The organism is Pseudomonas shiyinii (genome assembly GCF_056725765.1).
Window position 1 is genome coordinate 1,451,440 of record NZ_CM161522.1, and the last position, 18,739, is coordinate 1,470,178.

Annotated in this window: 17 protein-coding genes and 3 tRNA genes; 15 read left to right on the forward strand and 5 right to left on the reverse strand. The window is 62.6% G+C overall.

What is annotated here, in order from left to right:
- Positions 1-143: 143 nt before the first annotated feature.
- Positions 144-998: a bifunctional methylenetetrahydrofolate dehydrogenase/methenyltetrahydrofolate cyclohydrolase FolD gene (gene folD, locus ACXHGZ_RS06785; protein ID WP_480462994.1), complete on the reverse strand. Its 855-nt coding sequence runs from the start codon at positions 996-998 to the stop codon at positions 144-146.
- A gap of 289 nt (positions 999-1,287) precedes the next feature.
- Here folD and ACXHGZ_RS06790 point away from each other — a divergent pair.
- The 10 genes from ACXHGZ_RS06790 (at position 1,288) to ACXHGZ_RS06835 (ending at position 10,836) form a co-directional block, all read left to right on the forward strand.
- Positions 1,288-1,364: transfer RNA gene (locus ACXHGZ_RS06790), tRNA-Arg, on the forward strand.
- A 43-nt stretch (positions 1,365-1,407) separates the two neighbouring features.
- Positions 1,408-1,483 (forward strand) — tRNA-His (locus ACXHGZ_RS06795).
- 56 nt (positions 1,484-1,539) lie between these two features.
- Positions 1,540-1,624, forward strand: a tRNA-Leu gene (locus ACXHGZ_RS06800).
- A gap of 187 nt (positions 1,625-1,811) precedes the next feature.
- Positions 1,812-2,111 (forward strand): DUF6388 family protein, encoded by a 300-nt coding sequence (locus ACXHGZ_RS06805; protein ID WP_480462996.1) that lies wholly within the window; start codon positions 1,812-1,814, stop codon positions 2,109-2,111.
- Between the two features lie 251 nt (positions 2,112-2,362).
- Positions 2,363-3,676 (forward strand): trigger factor, encoded by a 1,314-nt coding sequence (gene tig / locus ACXHGZ_RS06810; protein ID WP_084854803.1) that lies wholly within the window; start codon positions 2,363-2,365, stop codon positions 3,674-3,676.
- A gap of 92 nt (positions 3,677-3,768) precedes the next feature.
- The gene (gene clpP, locus ACXHGZ_RS06815) at positions 3,769-4,410 is read left to right on the forward strand and encodes an ATP-dependent Clp endopeptidase proteolytic subunit ClpP (RefSeq protein ID WP_084854802.1); all 642 of its coding nucleotides are present in this window, start codon (positions 3,769-3,771) and stop codon (positions 4,408-4,410) included.
- Between the two features lie 108 nt (positions 4,411-4,518).
- A complete protein-coding gene (gene clpX, locus ACXHGZ_RS06820; protein WP_043213487.1) occupies positions 4,519-5,802 on the forward strand; it encodes an ATP-dependent Clp protease ATP-binding subunit ClpX in 1,284 nt (427 codons plus the stop codon).
- Positions 5,803-5,957: 155 nt separating this feature from the next.
- On the forward strand, positions 5,958-8,354 hold the full coding sequence (lon, locus tag ACXHGZ_RS06825; RefSeq protein WP_224458556.1) for an endopeptidase La: 2,397 nt from the start codon (positions 5,958-5,960) through the stop codon (positions 8,352-8,354).
- A gap of 153 nt (positions 8,355-8,507) precedes the next feature.
- The gene (gene hupB, locus ACXHGZ_RS06830; protein WP_011533117.1) at positions 8,508-8,780 is read left to right on the forward strand and encodes a nucleoid-associated protein HU-beta; all 273 of its coding nucleotides are present in this window, start codon (positions 8,508-8,510) and stop codon (positions 8,778-8,780) included.
- A gap of 184 nt (positions 8,781-8,964) precedes the next feature.
- Entirely contained in the window at positions 8,965-10,836 is a 1,872-nt protein-coding gene (locus ACXHGZ_RS06835) for a SurA N-terminal domain-containing protein (RefSeq protein ID WP_368829493.1), read from the forward strand.
- 117 nt (positions 10,837-10,953) lie between these two features.
- Here the strand turns inward: ACXHGZ_RS06835 and ACXHGZ_RS06840 are convergent, their stop codons facing one another.
- The gene (locus ACXHGZ_RS06840) at positions 10,954-11,994 is read right to left on the reverse strand and encodes a patatin-like phospholipase family protein (RefSeq protein WP_084854799.1); all 1,041 of its coding nucleotides are present in this window, start codon (positions 11,992-11,994) and stop codon (positions 10,954-10,956) included.
- A gap of 161 nt (positions 11,995-12,155) precedes the next feature.
- Between ACXHGZ_RS06840 and ACXHGZ_RS06845 the strand changes: the two genes are divergently transcribed.
- Together ACXHGZ_RS06845 and ACXHGZ_RS06850 are read left to right on the forward strand one after the other, a co-directional pair.
- Positions 12,156-12,434: a hypothetical protein gene (locus ACXHGZ_RS06845; RefSeq protein ID WP_084854798.1), complete on the forward strand. Its 279-nt coding sequence runs from the start codon at positions 12,156-12,158 to the stop codon at positions 12,432-12,434.
- A 14-nt stretch (positions 12,435-12,448) separates the two neighbouring features.
- On the forward strand, positions 12,449-13,216 hold the full coding sequence (locus tag ACXHGZ_RS06850) for a CHAD domain-containing protein (protein WP_480462997.1): 768 nt from the start codon (positions 12,449-12,451) through the stop codon (positions 13,214-13,216).
- Between the two features lie 6 nt (positions 13,217-13,222).
- Here ACXHGZ_RS06850 and ACXHGZ_RS06855 read toward each other — a convergent pair whose 3' ends face one another.
- The 3 genes from ACXHGZ_RS06855 to ACXHGZ_RS06865 form a co-directional block, all read right to left on the reverse strand.
- Positions 13,223-13,591 carry an Mpo1-like protein gene (locus ACXHGZ_RS06855; RefSeq protein WP_480462998.1) on the reverse strand — a complete coding sequence of 123 codons (369 nt, stop codon included), beginning with the start codon at positions 13,589-13,591 and terminating at the stop codon, positions 13,223-13,225.
- A 76-nt stretch (positions 13,592-13,667) separates the two neighbouring features.
- On the reverse strand, positions 13,668-15,146 hold the full coding sequence (locus tag ACXHGZ_RS06860) for a methyl-accepting chemotaxis protein (RefSeq protein WP_480462999.1): 1,479 nt from the start codon (positions 15,144-15,146) through the stop codon (positions 13,668-13,670).
- Between the two features lie 105 nt (positions 15,147-15,251).
- Positions 15,252-16,049 carry a TatD family hydrolase gene (locus ACXHGZ_RS06865; protein ID WP_480463000.1) on the reverse strand — a complete coding sequence of 266 codons (798 nt, stop codon included), beginning with the start codon at positions 16,047-16,049 and terminating at the stop codon, positions 15,252-15,254.
- Positions 16,050-16,205: 156 nt separating this feature from the next.
- On the opposite strand from ACXHGZ_RS06865, the gene ACXHGZ_RS06870 reads away from it, so the two are divergent.
- From ACXHGZ_RS06870 to greB, 3 genes are all read left to right on the forward strand, one after another.
- Complete coding sequence (locus ACXHGZ_RS06870) at positions 16,206-17,612, forward strand: MltF family protein (protein ID WP_480463001.1); 1,407 nt, start codon at positions 16,206-16,208, stop codon at positions 17,610-17,612.
- A 186-nt stretch (positions 17,613-17,798) separates the two neighbouring features.
- Complete coding sequence (locus ACXHGZ_RS06875) at positions 17,799-18,107, forward strand: hypothetical protein (RefSeq protein ID WP_084854792.1); 309 nt, start codon at positions 17,799-17,801, stop codon at positions 18,105-18,107.
- A gap of 86 nt (positions 18,108-18,193) precedes the next feature.
- Positions 18,194-18,667 (forward strand): transcription elongation factor GreB, encoded by a 474-nt coding sequence (gene greB, locus ACXHGZ_RS06880; protein WP_324819073.1) that lies wholly within the window; start codon positions 18,194-18,196, stop codon positions 18,665-18,667.
- The last annotated feature ends 72 nt before the right edge of the window (positions 18,668-18,739 follow it).

The window sequence follows — 18,739 nt, forward strand, 5'->3', positions numbered from 1 at the left end:
GGGAGTGCGGTTGGGTTAGATAGATACCACAGGGGCTGTTGCAACTGCTTCGCAGCCCTTTTGCGGCACAAGGCCGCTCCTGCAACAGGGCACGTAAGCCCATGCAGGAGCGGCCTTGTCGGCCGGCAAGCGGTCCGGTCGCTTTACTTGTGTAGCGTTTCGGCCGCGTAGAGCGTGTTTTCCAGCAGGCAGGCCCGGGTCATCGGGCCGACGCCGCCTGGCACTGGCGTGATCCAGCCGGCACGGGGCAGGGCGGTTTCGAAGACCACATCGCCTACCAGCTTGCCATCTTCCTGGCGGTTGATGCCGACGTCGATGACGATGGCGCCTTCCTTGACCCATTCACCCTTGACCAGGCCCGGTTTGCCCGCCGCGACCACCACCAGGTCGGCACGGCCCACATGGCCGGCCAGGTCCTGGGTGAAGCGGTGGCAGACGGTGACCGTGCAGCCGGCCAACAGCAATTCCATGGCCATCGGGCGGCCAACGATGTTGGAGGCGCCGACGATCACTGCGTTCATGCCGTAGAGGTCTTGGCCGGTGCTTTCGAGCAGGGTCATGATGCCCTTCGGGGTGCACGGGCGCAGCAACGGGATGCGCTGGGCCAGACGGCCGATGTTGTAGGGGTGGAAGCCGTCGACGTCTTTGTCCGGGCGAATGCGCTCGAGCAGCAGCGAGGCATCCAGGTGCTCCGGTAGCGGCAGCTGCAGGAGAATGCCGTCGACGGCCGGGTCGTCGTTGAGGCGGTCGATCAGTTCGGTCAGGGCTTGCTGCGTGGTCTCGCTGGGCAGGTCATAGGCCTGGGAAATGAAGCCGACCTCTTCGCAGTCCTTGCGCTTGTGCGAGACATAGACTTGGGAGGCGGGGTCGGTACCGACCAGGATCACCGCCAGGCCCGGCGTACGCAGGCCTTGCTGGCGACGCTCCACGACACGTTGAGCGATCTGCTGGCGCAGGTTGGCGGCGATCGCCTTGCCATCGATTAGGTGTGCAGTCATAGACGCGTGATTAACCATCGAGAAGGGAACATAAATGAGGGCGCATTCTCGCACGACACGGCCCAAGGGCAAAGGCGGGTGGTCGGCCAAATCCCCTAAGCCCTTAAATAAACTAAATTTTTTTGAAAAAAGTGTTGACGACCTGCCGGCTCGTCTATAACATTCGTCGCACTTGTCGGGCAGAGCCTAGCACTGGTTAGCAAGGTCAGGCAGAATAAGCGGATTTGCTAGCTTGTTCGGTACGGCTGAAAAGTTGATTTGCAATCGTAACAGAAAGCAGATTGAATATGCGCCCGTAGCTCAGCTGGATAGAGCATCCGCCTTCTAAGCGGATGGTCGCAGGTTCGAGTCCTGCCGGGTGCGCCATTAGGCAGCTTTGGCACAGCAAGTAACGTTGTACTGCAATATGGTGGGCGTAGCTCAGTTGGTAGAGCGCTGGATTGTGATTCCAGTTGTCGTGGGTTCGATTCCCATCGTCCACCCCATATTCTCGAAGGCGCCTTGATTGTATAATCTGGCGCCTTTGCTTTAACTGCTCCACGCGGACGTGGTGAAATTGGTAGACACACTGGATTTAGGTTCCAGCGGCGCAAGCTGTAAGAGTTCGAGTCTCTTCGTCCGCACCATACATAGTTTCGCCCATTGCGCGAAACGCCCGGAAAAAGCCGCCTAGAGCGGCTTTTTTTGTGCGCGCGTATCGGCCTTCCTCCTCGCGCTGCCAGCTTCCGTGCAATCCACTGGTGGCGCCCTGGCGAAAGCTGATAGATTTCAGTCGGTTGAAACACCGGCCAAGGGGTCGGCAGAGGAATCGTCATGATTGCAAAAGAAGCCCGCCAGGCCCTGGCGTTGCAACGCTTCGCGCAAGCCAACCCGCAGTTGCTCGAGGACATTCGCGAGCTGGATGAACATGAGCAGGCTCAGCAGATCCAGTGGGCGTTCGAAGATGCGGCCGATGAACAGGGTATCGAACCCTGGGAGCTGGCCTTGCACCTGATCGCGGAAAACCCCGAAGAGCTGCAGGCCATGCGCCTTGAGGTGCACCGTGAGGTTGCCGAGGCGCTGGGCATGAGCTGGGAGGAGTACTGCCAGTTCAACGAGGTCGCTGGCCGATAAGTGCCTGCTTTTATATAGCTGCATTTGTTTAACAAGTTTTTACAGCCAGCGCGAGGTGCATCCACTGTCGCGCGGTACCGAACCGTAAAGCGCCCCACGGCACGCCGCCTGGGCCTTTCAAGGAAATCGACCGGCGTGGTTTCCCGTCGTCCCGGGTGGGGTGACTTCTGGTGCGTGAGTCACTAGAATGCTTGCCCTTGATTCTGGAGTCGGGCAATCGCCGGCTAACGTCTGTGCAACGAGGAATATCCATGCAAGTTTCTGTTGAAAACACTTCCGCTCTCGAGCGTCGCATGACCATCGCCGTTCCGGCCGAGCGCGTCGAGAACGAAGTCAACAAGCGTCTGCAACAGACTGCCCGTCGCGCCAAGGTTCCAGGCTTCCGTCCTGGCAAAGTGCCGATGAGCGTGATCCGTCAGCGTTACGAAGACGCAGCCCGCCAGGAAGCCTTCGGTGACTTGGTCCAGGCTTCCTTCTACGAAGCTGTGGTCGAGCAGAAGCTGAACCCGGCCGGCGCCCCGGCCGTCGAGCCGAAGTCCTTCGAAAAGGGCAAGGACCTGGAGTTCGTCGCGATCTTCGAAGTCTTCCCGGAATTCACCGTTGGCGGCCTGGAGTCGATCAACGTCGAGCGCCTGAGCGCCGAAGTGGCTGACGCCGACCTGGACAACATGCTGGAAGTGCTGCGCAAGCAGAACGTCCGCTTCGAGGCTGTCGAGCGCGCCGCGCAGAACGACGACCAGGTCAACATCGATTTCGTCGGCAAGATCGACGGTGAAGCCTTCGCCGGCGGTTCGGCCAAGGGCACCCAGCTGGTACTGGGCTCCGGCCGCATGATCCCGGGCTTCGAAGATGGCCTGGTAGGCGCCAAGGCGGGCGAAGAGCGCGTTGTCAACGTGACCTTCCCCGAGGATTACCAGAACCTGGACCTGGCCGGCAAGGCCGCCGAGTTCACCATCACCGTCAACAGCGTCTCGGCCCCGCAGCTGCCTGAGCTGAACGAAGACTTCTTCGCCCAGTTCGGCATCAAGGAGTCGACCCTGGAAGGCTTCCGCGCCGAAGTTCGCAAGAACATGGAGCGCGAGCTGCGCCAGGCCATCAAGGCCAAGGTCAAGAACCAGGTCATGGACGGTCTGCTGGCCGCCAACCCGGTCGACGTGCCGAAAGCCCTGCTGGAAAACGAAGTCAACCGTCTGCGCGTGCAGGCTGTCCAGCAGTTCGGCGGCAACATCAAGCCTGAGCAGCTGCCGGCCGAACTGTTCGAAGAACAGGCCAAGCGCCGCGTGGTTCTGGGCCTGATCGTCGCCGAAGTGGTCAAGCAGTTCGAGCTCAAGCCGGACGAAGCCAAGGTCCGCGAAATGATCGAGGAAATGGCCTCGGCCTACCAGGAACCAGAGCAGGTCATCGCCTGGTACTACAAGAACGACCAGCAGCTGAACGAAGTCCGTTCGGTTGTGCTGGAAGAACAAGTTGTAGATACTGTCCTGCAGAAAGCGACTGTGACCGACAAATCGGTCTCGTACGAAGAAGCTGTCAAGCCAGCACAGGCACCTGCCGCCGCTGAGTGATAGGTCTTCTCTCGTAGGAAACCCCCACAAGCCAGCCTTCGAGCTGGCTTGTGCGTATTCAAGCCATGACTATTTGGGAGTGAGTGCAGGACATGTCCCGCAATTCTTATATTCAGCAGAGCTCCGACATCCAGGCCGCGGGCGGTCTGGTCCCGATGGTTATCGAGCAGTCCGCCCGTGGCGAGCGCGCCTACGACATCTACTCCCGCCTGTTGAAGGAGCGAGTGATTTTCCTGGTTGGTCCCGTCGAGGACTACATGGCCAACCTGGTGGTGGCACAACTGCTGTTCCTTGAAGCGGAAAACCCGGACAAGGATATCCATCTGTACATCAACTCGCCGGGTGGTTCGGTGACTGCGGGCATGTCGATCTACGACACCATGCAGTTCATCAAGCCGGACGTCTCGACCATCTGCATCGGCCAGGCCTGCAGCATGGGCGCCTTCCTGCTCGCGGCCGGCGCCGCTGGCAAGCGCCACTGTCTGCCGAACTCGCGCGTGATGATCCACCAGCCATTGGGCGGCTTCCAGGGCCAGGCGACCGATATCGAGATCCATGCCCAGGAAATCCTCAACATCAAGGCGCGCCTGAACGAGCTCTTGGCCTACCACACCGGCCAGGACCTGGAAACCATCAAGCGCGACACCGAACGCGACAACTTCATGAGCGCTGCACGCGCGGCCGAGTACGGCCTGATCGACTCGGTCTACGACAAGCGGCAACTGGCGTCCTGAACCAAGGTGCCAGAGCGGGTGGGCGCCGAAAGCGCCTACCTGCGGACTTGAAAAAGCCCGCAATTGCCTTCATCTTGTGTTTCATGCCTACCGGATTGGATCGATCGAATGACTGACACCCGTAACGGCGAGGACAGCGGCAAATTGCTCTATTGCTCCTTCTGCGGCAAAAGCCAGCACGAAGTGCGCAAATTGATTGCTGGGCCCTCGGTATTTATCTGCGACGAGTGCGTCGACCTGTGCAACGACATCATCCGTGAGGAGGTGCAGGAAGCCCAGGCCGAAAGCAACGCGCACAAATTGCCATCGCCGAAAGAAATCAGCGGCATCCTGGACCAGTACGTCATTGGCCAGGAGCGCGCGAAGAAGGTGCTGTCCGTAGCGGTGTACAACCACTACAAGCGCCTGAACCAGCGTGACAAGAAGGGCGACGAAGTCGAACTCGGCAAGAGCAACATCCTGCTGATCGGGCCTACCGGCTCGGGCAAGACCCTGCTCGCCGAAACCCTCGCACGCCTGTTGAACGTACCGTTCACCATTGCCGACGCCACCACCCTGACCGAAGCCGGTTACGTGGGTGAGGATGTCGAGAACATCATCCAGAAACTGCTGCAAAAGTGCGACTACGACGTGGAAAAGGCCCAGATGGGCATCGTCTACATCGACGAGATCGACAAGATCTCGCGCAAGTCGGACAACCCCTCCATCACCCGTGACGTTTCGGGCGAAGGCGTGCAGCAGGCGCTGTTGAAGCTGATCGAAGGCACTGTGGCCTCCGTGCCGCCGCAGGGCGGGCGCAAGCATCCGCAACAGGAATTCCTGCAGGTCGATACCCGCAATATCCTGTTCATTTGCGGTGGTGCATTCTCGGGCCTGGAAAAGGTCATCCAGAACCGCTCCACCAAGGGTGGCATTGGTTTTGGCGCCGAAGTGCGCAGCAAGCAGGAAGGCAAGAAAGTCGGCGAGTCCCTGCGTGAGGTCGAACCGGACGATTTGGTCAAGTTCGGCCTGATTCCGGAGTTCGTCGGCCGCCTGCCGGTGTTGGCGACCCTCGACGAGCTGGACGAAGCGGCGCTGATGCAGATCCTCACCGAACCGAAGAACGCCTTGACCAAGCAGTATGCCAAGCTGTTCGAGATGGAAGACGTGGACCTGGAGTTCCGCAGCGACGCGCTCAAAGCCGTTGCACGCAAGGCCCTGGAGCGCAAAACCGGCGCCCGTGGCCTGCGCTCGATCCTCGAGGGCGTGCTGCTCGACACCATGTACGAGATCCCTTCGCAGAAGGATGTCAGCAAGGTGGTGATCGACGAGAGCGTCATCGATGGCACGTCGCAGCCGCTGCTGATCTACGAAAACAGCGAGCCGCAAGCCAAGGCTGCACCTGACGCCTGAGTCGGGCAAGCCAAGCGCGCAAGAAAGGGGCCTACGGGCCCCTTTCTGCTTTTCCGATCTGAACGCTTGTATTTTTACAGACCTGCCCCCACATTAGGTCCAAGCATCATTTCCACCGGTTTCCGGCCATTAAGGGCCGCTGTAGAGGCGAAATCATGAAGACCACCCTCGACTTGCCTCTCTTGCCATTGCGCGATGTCGTTGTCTATCCGCACATGGTCATCCCACTGTTCGTGGGGCGCGAGAAGTCCATCGAAGCCCTCGAGGCCGCGATGACGGGCGAAAAGCAGATCCTGCTGCTGGCCCAGAAGAATCCTGCCGATGACGATCCGGGCGAAGATGCCCTGTATCGCGTCGGTACCGTTGCCACCGTCCTGCAATTGCTCAAGCTGCCCGATGGCACCGTCAAGGTGCTGGTCGAGGGCGAGCAGCGCGGTGCGGTAGAGCGTTTTACCGAGACCCAAGGGCACGTCCGTGCCGAAGTGTCCCTGATCGATGAAGCTGAAGCGGCCGAGCGCGAATCGGAAGTCTTCGTGCGCACGCTGCTGTCGCAGTTCGAACAGTACGTCCAGCTGGGCAAGAAGGTTCCGGCCGAAGTCTTGTCCTCGCTCAACAGCATCGAGGAGCCAGGGCGCCTGGTCGATACCATGGCGGCCCACATGGCGCTCAAGATCGAGCAGAAGCAGGAGATCCTCGAGATCGTCGACCTGCCGGCCCGGGTCGAGCATGTCCTGGCGCTGCTGGATGCCGAGATCGACCTGCTGCAGGTCGAGAAGCGTATCCGTGGCCGGGTCAAGAAGCAGATGGAGCGCAGCCAGCGCGAGTACTACCTGAATGAGCAGATGAAGGCCATTCAGAAGGAGCTCGGCGACGGCGACGAAGGCCATAACGAAGTCGAAGAGCTGAAAAAACGCATCGAAGCCGCAGGCCTGCCCAAGGATGCCCTGGCCAAGGCCCAGGCCGAGCTGAACAAGCTCAAGCAGATGTCGCCGATGTCTGCCGAGGCAACGGTGGTGCGTTCCTACCTGGACTGGCTCGTGCAGGTGCCGTGGAAGGCCCAGAGCAAGGTACGCCTGGACCTGGCCAAGGCCGAGGAAATCCTCGATGCCGACCACTACGGCCTGGAAGAGGTCAAGGAACGTATCCTGGAATACCTCGCCGTACAGAAGCGCGTGAAGAAGATCCGCGGCCCGGTGCTCTGCCTGGTCGGCCCACCCGGCGTGGGCAAGACATCCCTGGCCGAATCCATCGCTGCCGCGACCAACCGCAAGTTCGTGCGCATGGCCCTTGGCGGTGTGCGTGACGAGGCCGAGATCCGTGGTCACCGCCGCACCTACATCGGCTCGATGCCGGGCCGGCTGATCCAGAAGATGACCAAGGTGGGCGTACGCAACCCGCTGTTCCTGCTCGACGAGATCGACAAGATGGGCAGCGACATGCGTGGCGACCCGGCCTCGGCATTGCTCGAGGTACTCGACCCCGAGCAGAACCACAATTTCAACGACCACTACCTGGAGGTCGACTACGACCTTTCGGACGTGATGTTCCTGTGCACCTCGAACTCGATGAACATCCCACCGGCGCTGCTTGACCGTATGGAGGTCATCCGCCTGCCGGGCTACACCGAGGACGAGAAGATCAACATCGCGGTCAAGTACCTCACGCCCAAGCAAGTGAAGGCCAACGGTCTGAAGAAGGGCGAGCTGGAGATCGACGTCACCGCGATCCGCGACATCATCCGCTACTACACCCGCGAGGCGGGGGTGCGTGGCCTGGAGCGCCAGATCGCCAAGGTCTGCCGCAAGGTGGTCAAGGAGCACACCGGCGAGAAGCAGCTCAAGGTCAAGGTGACCGGCGAGCAGCTCGAGCACCTGCTCGGCGTGCGCAAGTTCCGCTACGGCCTGGCCGAGCAGCAGGACCAGATCGGGCAGGTCACCGGCCTCGCCTGGACCCAGGTGGGCGGCGAGCTGCTGACCATCGAGGCGGTGGTCATCCCCGGCAAGGGCCAACTGATCAAGACCGGCTCCCTGGGCGACGTCATGGTCGAATCGATCACAGCCGCGCAGACCGTGGTTCGCAGCCGTGCCCGCAGCCTGGGTATCGCTGCCGACTTCCACGAGAAGCATGACGTGCACATCCACATGCCCGAGGGCGCCACGCCCAAGGACGGCCCGAGCGCGGGCATCGGCATGTGCACCGCGCTGGTCTCGGCCCTGACCCAGATCCCGGTGCGCGCCGATGTGGCCATGACCGGCGAGATCACCCTGCGTGGCCAGGTGCTGGCCATCGGCGGCCTCAAGGAAAAACTCCTGGCGGCGCATCGGGGTGGGATCAAGACGGTGATCATTCCCGAGGAGAATGTCCGCGACCTGAAGGAGATTCCGGAAAATATCAAACAGGATCTTCAGATCAAACCGGTCAAATGGATTGACGAAGTCCTGCAAATTGCGCTGCAATACGCCCCGGAGCCCTTGCCAGATGTGGCTCCGGAGATTGTCGCGAAAGATGAAAAGCGCGACGGCGATGCTAAGGAAAGAATCAGCACGCACTAGTACGTATTTCGCTGGGGGGCTTTCCTTGACAGTTTTTTCGGGGCCTTGCTATAAAACGGCACGCCAGTGTCAATAGGCCGCCCAGTGCTCGTTTCATAAGCTTTTCATTACATACTTAGAAACAAACTCAATAGAGATATAAGGGGACTTAGAGTGAACAAGTCGGAACTGATTGACGCTATCGCCGCATCCGCTGACATTCCGAAAGCTGTAGCCGGCCGTGCGCTGGACGCAGTCATCGAATCCGTCACCGGCGCCCTGAAGCAAGGTGACGATGTTGTACTGGTTGGCTTCGGTACCTTCTCGGTCAAGGAGCGCGCCGAGCGCACCGGCCGCAACCCACAAACCGGCAAGGCGATCAAGATCGCTGCCGCCAAGGTCCCAGGTTTCAAGGCTGGCAAGGGCCTGAAAGACGCCGTCAACTAAGTCGTCTCTTTCAGCCGGGCTTGGCCATGCCAGGCCCGACCGCGTGACGGCGGGGCCGCAAACGTTCCCGTTGGCACGCTCGCTTTGAAAAGGCGCATCCCACAGGATGCGCCTTTCTTCTATCAGGACTCTACCCACGCTCCACGGTTGTCGACGCAGTGGTACAACCGTTTCTGGGGGACGCATGCTGCAGAATATCAGGGACAATTCACAAGGTTGGATTGCCAAGACCATCATCGGCCTTATCGTTGTGCTGATGGCGCTGACCGGCTTCGAGGCCATTTTCCAGGCCACCAGCCATAGCCAGGATGCTGCCAAGGTGAACGACGAGACCATCAGCCAGAACGAGCTGAGCCAGGCCGTCGACTTGCAGCGCCGTCAGCTGATGCAACAGCTGGGCAAGGATGTCGACCCAGCGCTGCTGGACGATAAAGTGCTGCGCGAAGCCGCGCTCAAGGGGTTGATCGAGCGCAAGCTGCTGTTGCAGGGCGCCAAGGATGCCAAATTCTCCTTCTCCGAGGCCGCATTGGATCAAATGATCCTGCAGATGCCGGAGTTCCAGGTTGACGGCAAGTTCAACGCCGAACGCTTCGACTCGGTCATTCGCCAGCTGGGCTATGGCCGGATGCAGTTCCGCGAAATGCTGACCGAGGAAATGCTCATCAGCCAGCTGCGCGCGGGCCTGGTCGGTAGCAGCTTCGTCACCGACAAGCAGGTCGAGGCTTTCGCCCGTCTGGAGAAGCAGACCCGTGACTTCGCCTCGCTGACCTTCAAGGCCGACCCGGCCGCGGTCAAGGTGAGCGACGAGGAGGTCAAGGCGCACTACGACCAGCACGCCAAGGAGTTCATGACGCCGGATCAGGTGGTCATCGACTATATCGAGCTGAAGAAGTCAGCGTTCTTCGACCAGGTCGAGGTCAACGAAGATGAACTCAAGGACCTCTACGAGAAGGAAGTCGCTAACCTGGCCGAGCAGCGCCATGCCGCGCACATCCTGATCGAGGTCAACGACAAGGTCTCCGACGACCAGGCCAAGGCCCGCATCGAAGAGATCCAGCAGCGCCTGGCCAAGGGCGAAGACTTCGCCGCCCTGGCCAAGGAATTCTCCCAGGACCCGGGGTCGGCCAACAACGGCGGTGACCTTGGTTTCGCAGGCCCCGGTGTCTATGACCCGGCTTTCGAGGAGGCCCTGTACAAGCTGAACCAGGACCAGGTATCGGCACCGGTGCGCACCGAGTTCGGCTACCACCTGATCAAGCTGCTGGGCGTCCAGGCGCCGGAAGTGCCGACTTTCGCCAGCCTGAAGGACAAGCTGACCCGCGAGCTGAAGACCCAGCAGGTCGAACAGCGTTTCGTGGAAGTGACCAAGCAGCTCGAGGATGCCGCCTTCGAAGCCTCCGACCTGGCCCAGCCGGCCCAGGACCTGGGCCTGAAGGTACAGACCTCGGCAGCGTTCGGTCGCGAGGGCGGCGAAGGTATCACCGCCAACCGTTCGGTGGTCCAGGCCGCATTCAGCGAAGAAGTGCTGGAAGAGGGCGCCAACAGCAACGCCATCGAGCTGGATCCGGAAACCGTGGTCGTGCTGCGGGTCAAGGAGCACCGCAAGCCATCGCAGTTGCCGCTGGAGGCCGTGGCCAGCAACATCCACGACCACCTGGCCAAGGAGAAGGCGATCGCCGAGCTCAAGGCCAAGGCCGACAAGCTGATCGCTGGCCTGCGTGATGGCTCGATCGCCGCTGATGCGGCCCATGAGGGCCAGGCGTGGAAAGTTCAGGAAGCGGTTACTCGCGGCCAGGACGGTATCGACCCGGCCGAACTGCAGGCGGTGTTCCGCCTGGGCAAGCCTGAGTCCAAGGACAAGCCGGTGTACGGCAGCGTGGTCCTGGGCGATGGCAGCCTGGTGGTGCTGCAGCTCAAGGGTGTCAACGAAGGCGCTGCGGCCACTGACGAGGAGAAGGCGTACATCCGTCGCTACCTCGCCTCCCGTGCCGGCGAGCAAGACTTCGCCGCCTACCGCAAGCAGCTGGAAGCCAACGCGGACGTCACTCGCTACTGAGTGCCCACCCCGCAACGAAACAGGCCGCTCATGCGGCCTGTTTCGTTTTTGAGCTTCGCTCGAACCGGTAGGCGGGGGCGATTCGTGCGTTGCAGCCTAGGCAGGACACCCAGGCGCCTAGCGCCGCTCGCCTTCATAGTTATCCAGCGTATCCCGCGCAATCTCCCGGCCCAGCGCAATCAGCTCCGGCGCCTTGTAGAACTCGAAGAACCGACATACCCGCTTGGGCACGTTGATCAGCACATCCGGCGGATAGCCCGCGATCTTGTATTGGGCCAGGGAGGTCTGCATCACTTCGAAGCTCTGGTTGATCAGGTCGAGCAACGAGGCAGGCCCGACGTTGTCGATGATGAACGAGCCCGTGGCCGACTTGGGCGCGCCCCCGCGCTCCGGCGCAGCGGCAGGTTGCTGGCTTTCCGGGTCGGCCGATTCACCCAGCCAAGGGTCGTGGGATGCCAGGCCTTCGGAGGCGATCTCCTGTTCGATGCGTATCAGTTGTTCGGCCGGCTTGCGGCGGAAGGGCATGCGCGAACCCAGCGAACTGATCAGGGCATCGAAGCGCATCTTGAACGCTGCCGGGCGCTCGATGACCGGCAACTGGTACTGCTTCTGGTTGGTGGCATTGAGGTTCACTGCGATGATCAGGTCGCAGTGGCTGGAGACCACCGGGACGATCGGCAATGGGTTGAGAATGCCGCCATCGACCAGCATCCGGTTGCCCTGCATCACCGGCGTGAACAGGCTGGGAATCGCCGCCGAGGCGCGCATGGCCTGGTGCAGGCAGCCTTCCTGGAACCAGATCTCCTGCTGGTTGGTAAGGTCCGCTGCCACGGCCGTGTAGGGAATGGATAATTGCTCGATGTTCACCTCGCCGACGATTTTGCGAATCTGGCCGAACACCTTGTCGCCGCGGATCGCGCCGAGACGAAAGCTCACATCCACCAGGCGCAGCACGTCCAGGTAGTCCAGGCTTTCGATCCAGCCGCGGTATTCGTCCAGCTTGCCGGCTGCATAGATGCCACCGATCACCGCGCCCATCGAGCAACCGGCGATGCAGGCGATGTCGTAGCCTCGTCGTTCGATCTCCTCGATCACGCCGATGTGCGCGTACCCCCGGGCACCGCCCGATCCCAGTACCAATGCCACGCGTTTGCTCATGATCGTCCCCTCACTGCTGTGCAACCATGGTCCAACAATGCACCCATTGCTGCATATGCTTCAATGTAGACCGCGCTGGGCTACGCTGAGCAGGGCACTTTTCGCTTGCCTGAGCGTCGAACGGCCACTCCATTCGTTTGTTCAATTTCGAGGTATTACCGATGAAAGCATGGATCTGCCTTCCCCTCCTGGCCCTGGCCCTGGCTGGCTGCGCAGGCAAGACGGCTTATCGTGACAGCTGTGCGAACCAGCTCGATGCCGCCTGGAAGGAACTGGACCTTGCCAAGGCCGAAGGCTTCGCCGGCACCGTCAGCTATTCCAAGGCCTTGTCGTTGCTGACCGGCGCCAAGACCCAGCAACAGTTCGAAGCTTTCGAAGGCTGCTCGCGCAAGGCCGAGAAGGCGCGCTTCTACATTCGTGAGTCCCGCGCGGGGCGTTGATTCTGGAGTGACGTATGGCTGCCATGCTCGACCATGTGGTTGCCCAGGTGCTGGCCGTCCAGGTGCGCTTGCTGGCGTGCCGTGAGCGGTTGGCTGCGAATGTCGACAGCGAAGCGCTGCACGATCTGCGTATCAGCCTGAGGCGTCTGCGCAGCCTGCTGCGGCCCTTGCGCGGCCTGCCGGGCGTGGAGCAGCTCGAGGATGCGGCGAAGGCCTTGGGCACCTTGACGACCCCCCTGCGCGATCGTGAGGTGCTGGCGGCGCACCTGATCGGCCGGGGCCATGAACAGGCCGGGCAGCGACGCCTGCAAGGCAGGGCCGAGACCTTCGCCAGCGTGGCCGCCAGCCGCCAGCTCACCCGAGTGCTGGCCATCGTCGACAACTTCCCGTTGTTCCTGCGGGTCAGTGACCGCGAAGGCCTGGTCGATGAGCTGGGCAAACGCATCGACAAGCGCCTGCGCAAGCAGTGGCGCAAGCTGGAAAAGGCCCTGGCCGACCCTGCCCACGACCGACATCGCCTGCGCCTGCTGATCAAGCGGGCGCGCTACGGCGACGACGCCTATCCGCAGCTGAGGCATGCCGGCAAGAAGCTGCAGCGGCTGCTCAAGCAGGCCCAGGGCGACCTGGGCAACTGGCACGACCGCGTCCAGTGGTTGTTGCTGGCGCGCGAGCACGTCGACCTTGCGCCCTTCAAGGCGACTTGGACGCGCGAACTGCACGAGGCCGAGGGCAAGGCCGATATCACGCTGCAGGCCCTGCAGGCGGCCCTGGCGCGTCGTTAGCGCGTATCACCGGTGATGTTTATGGCGTTCGCGCCAGGCACGCCACCAGGCGCCACTGATAACGAAACGCGGAAAGGTGATGAATTGCTCGGTCAGAAGACGCTGCAGGGCATCCTTGCGGTTGGCGAACGGCTCCGGTTGTTCGGCTTCCAGACGATGCCCCTGGCGCTGCAGGCCCAGGCCCGCAGCCAGGGCGATCACGCCGACGGCGACCTGGCTCAGGTCCAGGCCGAACAGGCCCGAGAGCACCAGCAGCGCCCCGAGGATGAACAGCGGCACGGCGATCAGGTGCAGCACCAGGTTGGTCGGGTGCCGGTGGTTGTGGTGGTAGCCACGCCATTGCCAGGCGGGCAGGTTGGGCAGGCGTTTGTTCATGGGCATTTCCTCGTCAGTCATGCCCAAAGCTTAGTGCGGCCCCCTGGCGGGAGCCAATCGAAGCGGGTTATCGGCCCTATAGCTTGAGCTGGCCGATGGCCTTGTTCAGCTGTGCGGCCAGGCTCGCCAGTTCGCTGCTGGTGCTGGCCGAGTCGACCGTCTGCTGAACGGTCTGTTCGGTGACATCGCGGATGCTGACCACCGCCCGGTTCATTTCCTCGGCGACCTGGCTCTGCTGTTGCGCGGCCACCGCGATCTGGGTGTTGCTCTCGCGCATCTGTGCCACGGCACAGGTGATCTCTGCCAGCGCTTCGCCGGCCTCCTGCGCCTGCTTGACGCAGTCATCGGCCTTGTACGAACTCTCCTGCATGAAGTCCACCGCATCCCGGGTGCCGGCCTGCAAGGCCGCGACCATGCCGGTGATTTCATCCGTGGAGCTTTGCACACGTCTGGCCAGGTTGCGCACCTCATCCGCCACCACGGCGAAGCCACGGCCCAAGTCGCCGGCCCGGGCGGCCTCGATGGCTGCGTTCAAGGCCAGCAGGTTGGTCTGCTCGGCGATGCTGTGGATCACCCCGACCACGCCGTTGATGCGCTGGCTGTCCTCGGCCAGTTGGCGGATCATCTCGGCGGTCTGCTGGACCCCGCCGGACAATCCGGCGATCGAGCCCTGTACCCGGCTGACCACGGCCTGGCCGCTGCCGGCCAGGGTGTCGGCGCTCTGGGAGAGGTCGCGGGTGGCGCCGGCGTGCTGGGCGATATGGTGCACCGTGGCAGACATTTGATTGATGGCCGTGGCTGCCTGGTCGGTTTCGCTCTGCTGGCCGATCATGCCGTGGCGCACCTCATCCATGCTCGCGGCCAGGCGCGCGGCGCCGGCGTCCAGCTGCGCCGCCGTGTGCGCCACGGTGCTGACGATGCGGTGGTAGGTGGTTTGCATGGCATTGAAGGCGCCTGCCATCTGGCCGACTTCATCGCCGCAGGACAGCGGCACGCGAGCGGCCAGGTCGCCGGTCTTCTCCACATGGAGCATCACGTCCTTGAGGGTGTTCAGCTGGCTGAGCAAGAAGCGGATGAGCAACTGCGAGGCACAGAGCATCGCCAGCATCAGGATCAGCACGCATAGGGCATAGCGACTGAAGCGCTCGAAGAATACCTGGCGCAGGCTCGGCGCCTGGGCCAATACGGCGACTTGCTGGTCGCCATGGCGCACGACCTGGGCGCCCAGCAGTGGGGTGTCGCCCAGGAGCCAGGCATGGGGCAGTGGAACCCAACCCTGGGCGTTGGCCAGGGCCTCGCGTGGTTGTTCGGCGATGACCGGGACCTGGCCGACTTGCCACGTTACCAGGTTGGGCTGCCGGGGCAGGGCCTGCGCCGCAGGCCAGGCGCCGATCAGCTCGGCCTGGGCGGCTGCCGTATCGCGGGCGCCCTCGGCGCGCGCCTGCTGTTCCAGGTGCACCGCGTAGAGCACCAGCAGCAAGGTGGTGATGAAGGCCACCGCGTTGACGGCCCAAAACTTGTATCTAAGGGAAATATTGCTAAGCCAGGCACCCATGGACAGGTCTTCTCTGAGTTGAGCGGAAACAACATTGGCAAGGTGCCATCATTGTGCCGGCTCCCCCCAGGGCATGACTTGATATGCGTCAACAAAGGCCGGGCCTTACGCCAGCCGGAAGAACGCCTGCGCCGTGGCGGTGGTATGGGCTGCTGTCTCATCAACGGGTTCGCTCCGGTGCAGCGCCACCTCGCGCAACACCTCGGGCAGAAAGGCCGGCTCGTTGCGCCCACTCTTGGGCTTTGGCCGCAGGCTGCGCGGTAGCAAGTAGGGCGCATCGCTTTCGAGCATCAGGCGGCCCCTGGGGATGTTGCCGACCAGCGGGTGCAGGTGGGTGCCGCGGCGCTCATCGCAGATCCAGCCGGTGATGCCGATGTGCAGGTCCAGGTCCAGATAGGCGAACAAGGCCTCGCGCTCGCCGGTGAAACAATGCACCACGGCGGCGGGCAGGTGGTCGCGGTAGTCCTGGAGGATCGCCAACAGCCGCTCGCTGGCATCGCGCTCGTGAAGGAATACCGGCAACTGCAGGTCGGCGGCCAGGGCCAATTGCGCATGCAGGGCTTTTTCCTGGAGCGGGCGAGGGGAGAAATCGCGGTTGAAATCCAGGCCGCATTCGCCAACGGCGCACACGCGCGGCTGCGCCAGGAGCTGGCGCAATCGACCCTCGCTGGCGCTGTCCCAGGTGCTGGCATCGTGGGGGTGGACGCCTGCGGTGGTGAACAGGTGGTGGCCGTCCGGGTCCAACTGCAAGGCCAGTTCCAGGGCCTGTTCGCTGACACCCAGGCTGGTGCCGGTGACGACCATTTGCACCACGCCCGCTTGCACGGCGCGTTCGACGACGGCGGCCTGTTGGTCATGGAAGCTGCTGTTGGTCAGGTTGACGCCGATATCGATCAGTTGCATGGTGCTACCTCGTGCCGCGGGTCGGCCAGCATAGCAAAAATCGGGAATTGCCAATGAATCCCAGAACTTCAAGCGGTTGTCGTGGTCTTTTGGCGTCATTTGTCATGGGTTGGATGCGCCATGACGCCGGCCCACCGCCCATGGACAGGTTCTCGCATGCTGCGATCGCTGCTGATTTTCCTGCTGACCCTCGGCCTGACCCTGGCCGGGCCAGCCAATGCCCGTTTGCCTGGCCCGCAGCAACACGTCCCGGCCAGCCAGGTGCGGGACCTGGCGCAGATCCGTAGCAGCAAGGTGCTCAGGGTCTTGGTGAACCAGAGCCGCAACAGCTCGGGCGAGGTCAAGGGCGAGCCGGTGGGCGTCGAGCATCATCGCCTGCGGAGCCTGGAGCACTACCTCAATGCCCGTGCCCGAGATGGCCAGGAAATCCGCCTCAAGTTGATTCCACGGGCCAAGGAGCAGCTGCTCGCTGCCCTGCAGCGGGGCGAGGGCGACCTGGCGGCGCCGGGCGAACTGCTGGACCCTTCGCTGGTGCGCGGCGTCAGCGGCAGCGCCCCGGTGCGCGACCAGGTGCAGCTGATGCTGGTAGGGCGCAAGGGTGAGCGCAGTTTCAGCCGCGTCGAGCAGTTGTCCGGGCGTACCGTTGCCCTGACCAGCGCCAGTGCCGCCGGAGCGGTGATCGAACAGCTCAACCAGCAGCTGGCCTTGCGCAAGCGCCCTGCGATCAAGGTGGAGTGGGTGGACCCGAGCCTGGCCGTCGAGGATGTACTGGAAATGGTCCAGGCCGGCATCTACCACCTGACCGTGGTGGAGCGCCCGATCGCCCAGCGTTGGGCGCGGGTGATGCCGCGCCTGCGCCTGGACAGCCGGGTCCACCTGGGCCAACCCCAGGCGATGCGCTGGTATGTCCGGCGTGATGCCAGCATGCTGCTGGCCACCGTGGACCGCTTCCTCCAGGGCTATCGTGCCCCGGCGAACCAGGACGCGGCCTTCGAGCGCATCTACCGGCGCCAGTACCGGGTACACGACCCGTTGGCACGCAAGAGTCGCAAGCGCCTGGAGTCGGTGCGTGCGGTGTTGCAAAAGCATGGCGCTGCGCAGCAGATCGACTGGCTCAACCTGGCGGCGCTGGCCTTCAAGGAATCGACGCTCAACCCGGCGGCGCGGGGCAGCGGTGGCGCCCATGGGCTGATGCAGATCACCCCGGCGGCGGCCCGCCGCGTGGGGGTGAGCAACACGGCGACGGTCGATGGCAATGTCCAGGCGGGTGCACGCTACCTGGCGCTGATCCGCCGCAAGTTCTTCGCCAGCCCCCAGCTCAACGAGCGCGAGCGCATGGCGTTCGTGCTGGCGGCCTACAACCTCGGGCCGGAGCGGGTCCAGGCCATGCGGGCCGAAGCGCGGCGCCGTGGGCTCAACGGCAACCAGTGGTTCTTCCAGACCGAGCGCATCGCCATGGAACAGGTCGGCATGGGGCCGGTCAATTTCGTCAACAGTGTCAACAAGTACTTCCTGGCGTTCAACCGTCAGCGGCAATCGTTGGAGCGTGCGGCCAAGCGCTGAAACCTTTACCGGTGGCTTGTAAGTTGCCGCTCGAGCCTCTAGCATACCGTCTGCGCCGATTTAAACAGCTACTTGCGGGGCGCGGGAGAAGCCCCCTCCGGGTCATCCGAAATACCGCTAAAGCGCTGGTTCGGTGACGCCTCCCACCGCTGCCCAGCGGGATTCGCGAGGCGCAGAGATATCACCATGAGTTGTCCACGTACCAGTGTCTGTTTGAGCCCATTGCCTGCCGACCAGGCGTCCCGTACACCGCGCATCCTGCTCGGTGGCCAGCATCAACCCACGCTTCTACGCAACCTCGATGGCCTTTCACGGCGCAAGGGTCAGGCACGCGCGTTCCTCGTCCAGTTCGCCGAAACCTGCGATGGCCTGGCCGAGTTCGCCAATGACCGTTTCGACTTGGCGGTCATCCAGGCGCCGCTGGCCGACGAGGCCGCCGAAGTGATCGGCCAGCTCACCCGCATCGCCCGCCAGGGCTTGATCACCCGCCGTTGAGGCGCGTGTAGCGTCGCGGATTTTTCGTTAAGCTCGGGGCCTCGGCAGGCTTGCGCCTGCCGTGGATGCACTGAGGAGAATACGGCTTGAGCACCAACATCATCACCACCGAAGGTCACGAGGCCCTGAAGAAGGAGCTCGACCACCTGTGGCGGGTCTATCGCCCCGAGATCACGCAAAAGGTCACCTGGGCAGCCTCCTTGGGTGATCGCAGCGAGAATGCCGATTACCAGTACAACAAGAAGCTGCTGCGCGAGATCGACCGCCGGGTACGCTACCTGCGCAAGCGTCTGGAAGACGTCAAGGTCGTTGCCTATTCACCGCAACAGGAAGGCAAGGTGTTCTTCGGCGCGTGGGTTGAGATCGAGAACGACGATGGCGAGGTGTTGAAGTTTCGTATCGTCGGCTACGACGAGATCCATGGCCGCAACGACTACATCTCGATCGACTCGCCCATGGCACGGGCGCTGTTGAAGAAGGAGGAAGGGGATGAGGTGGTGGTGAACACACCTACCGGTGAAGCCACCTGGTATGTCAATCGTATCCATTATGGCCAGTAGCGGCGCCTGGTGACCAGGCAAGGGCTTGCCCCTCGATCACGGCGCAAGGCCGCTGCCGCTGGGGTTGGCAGC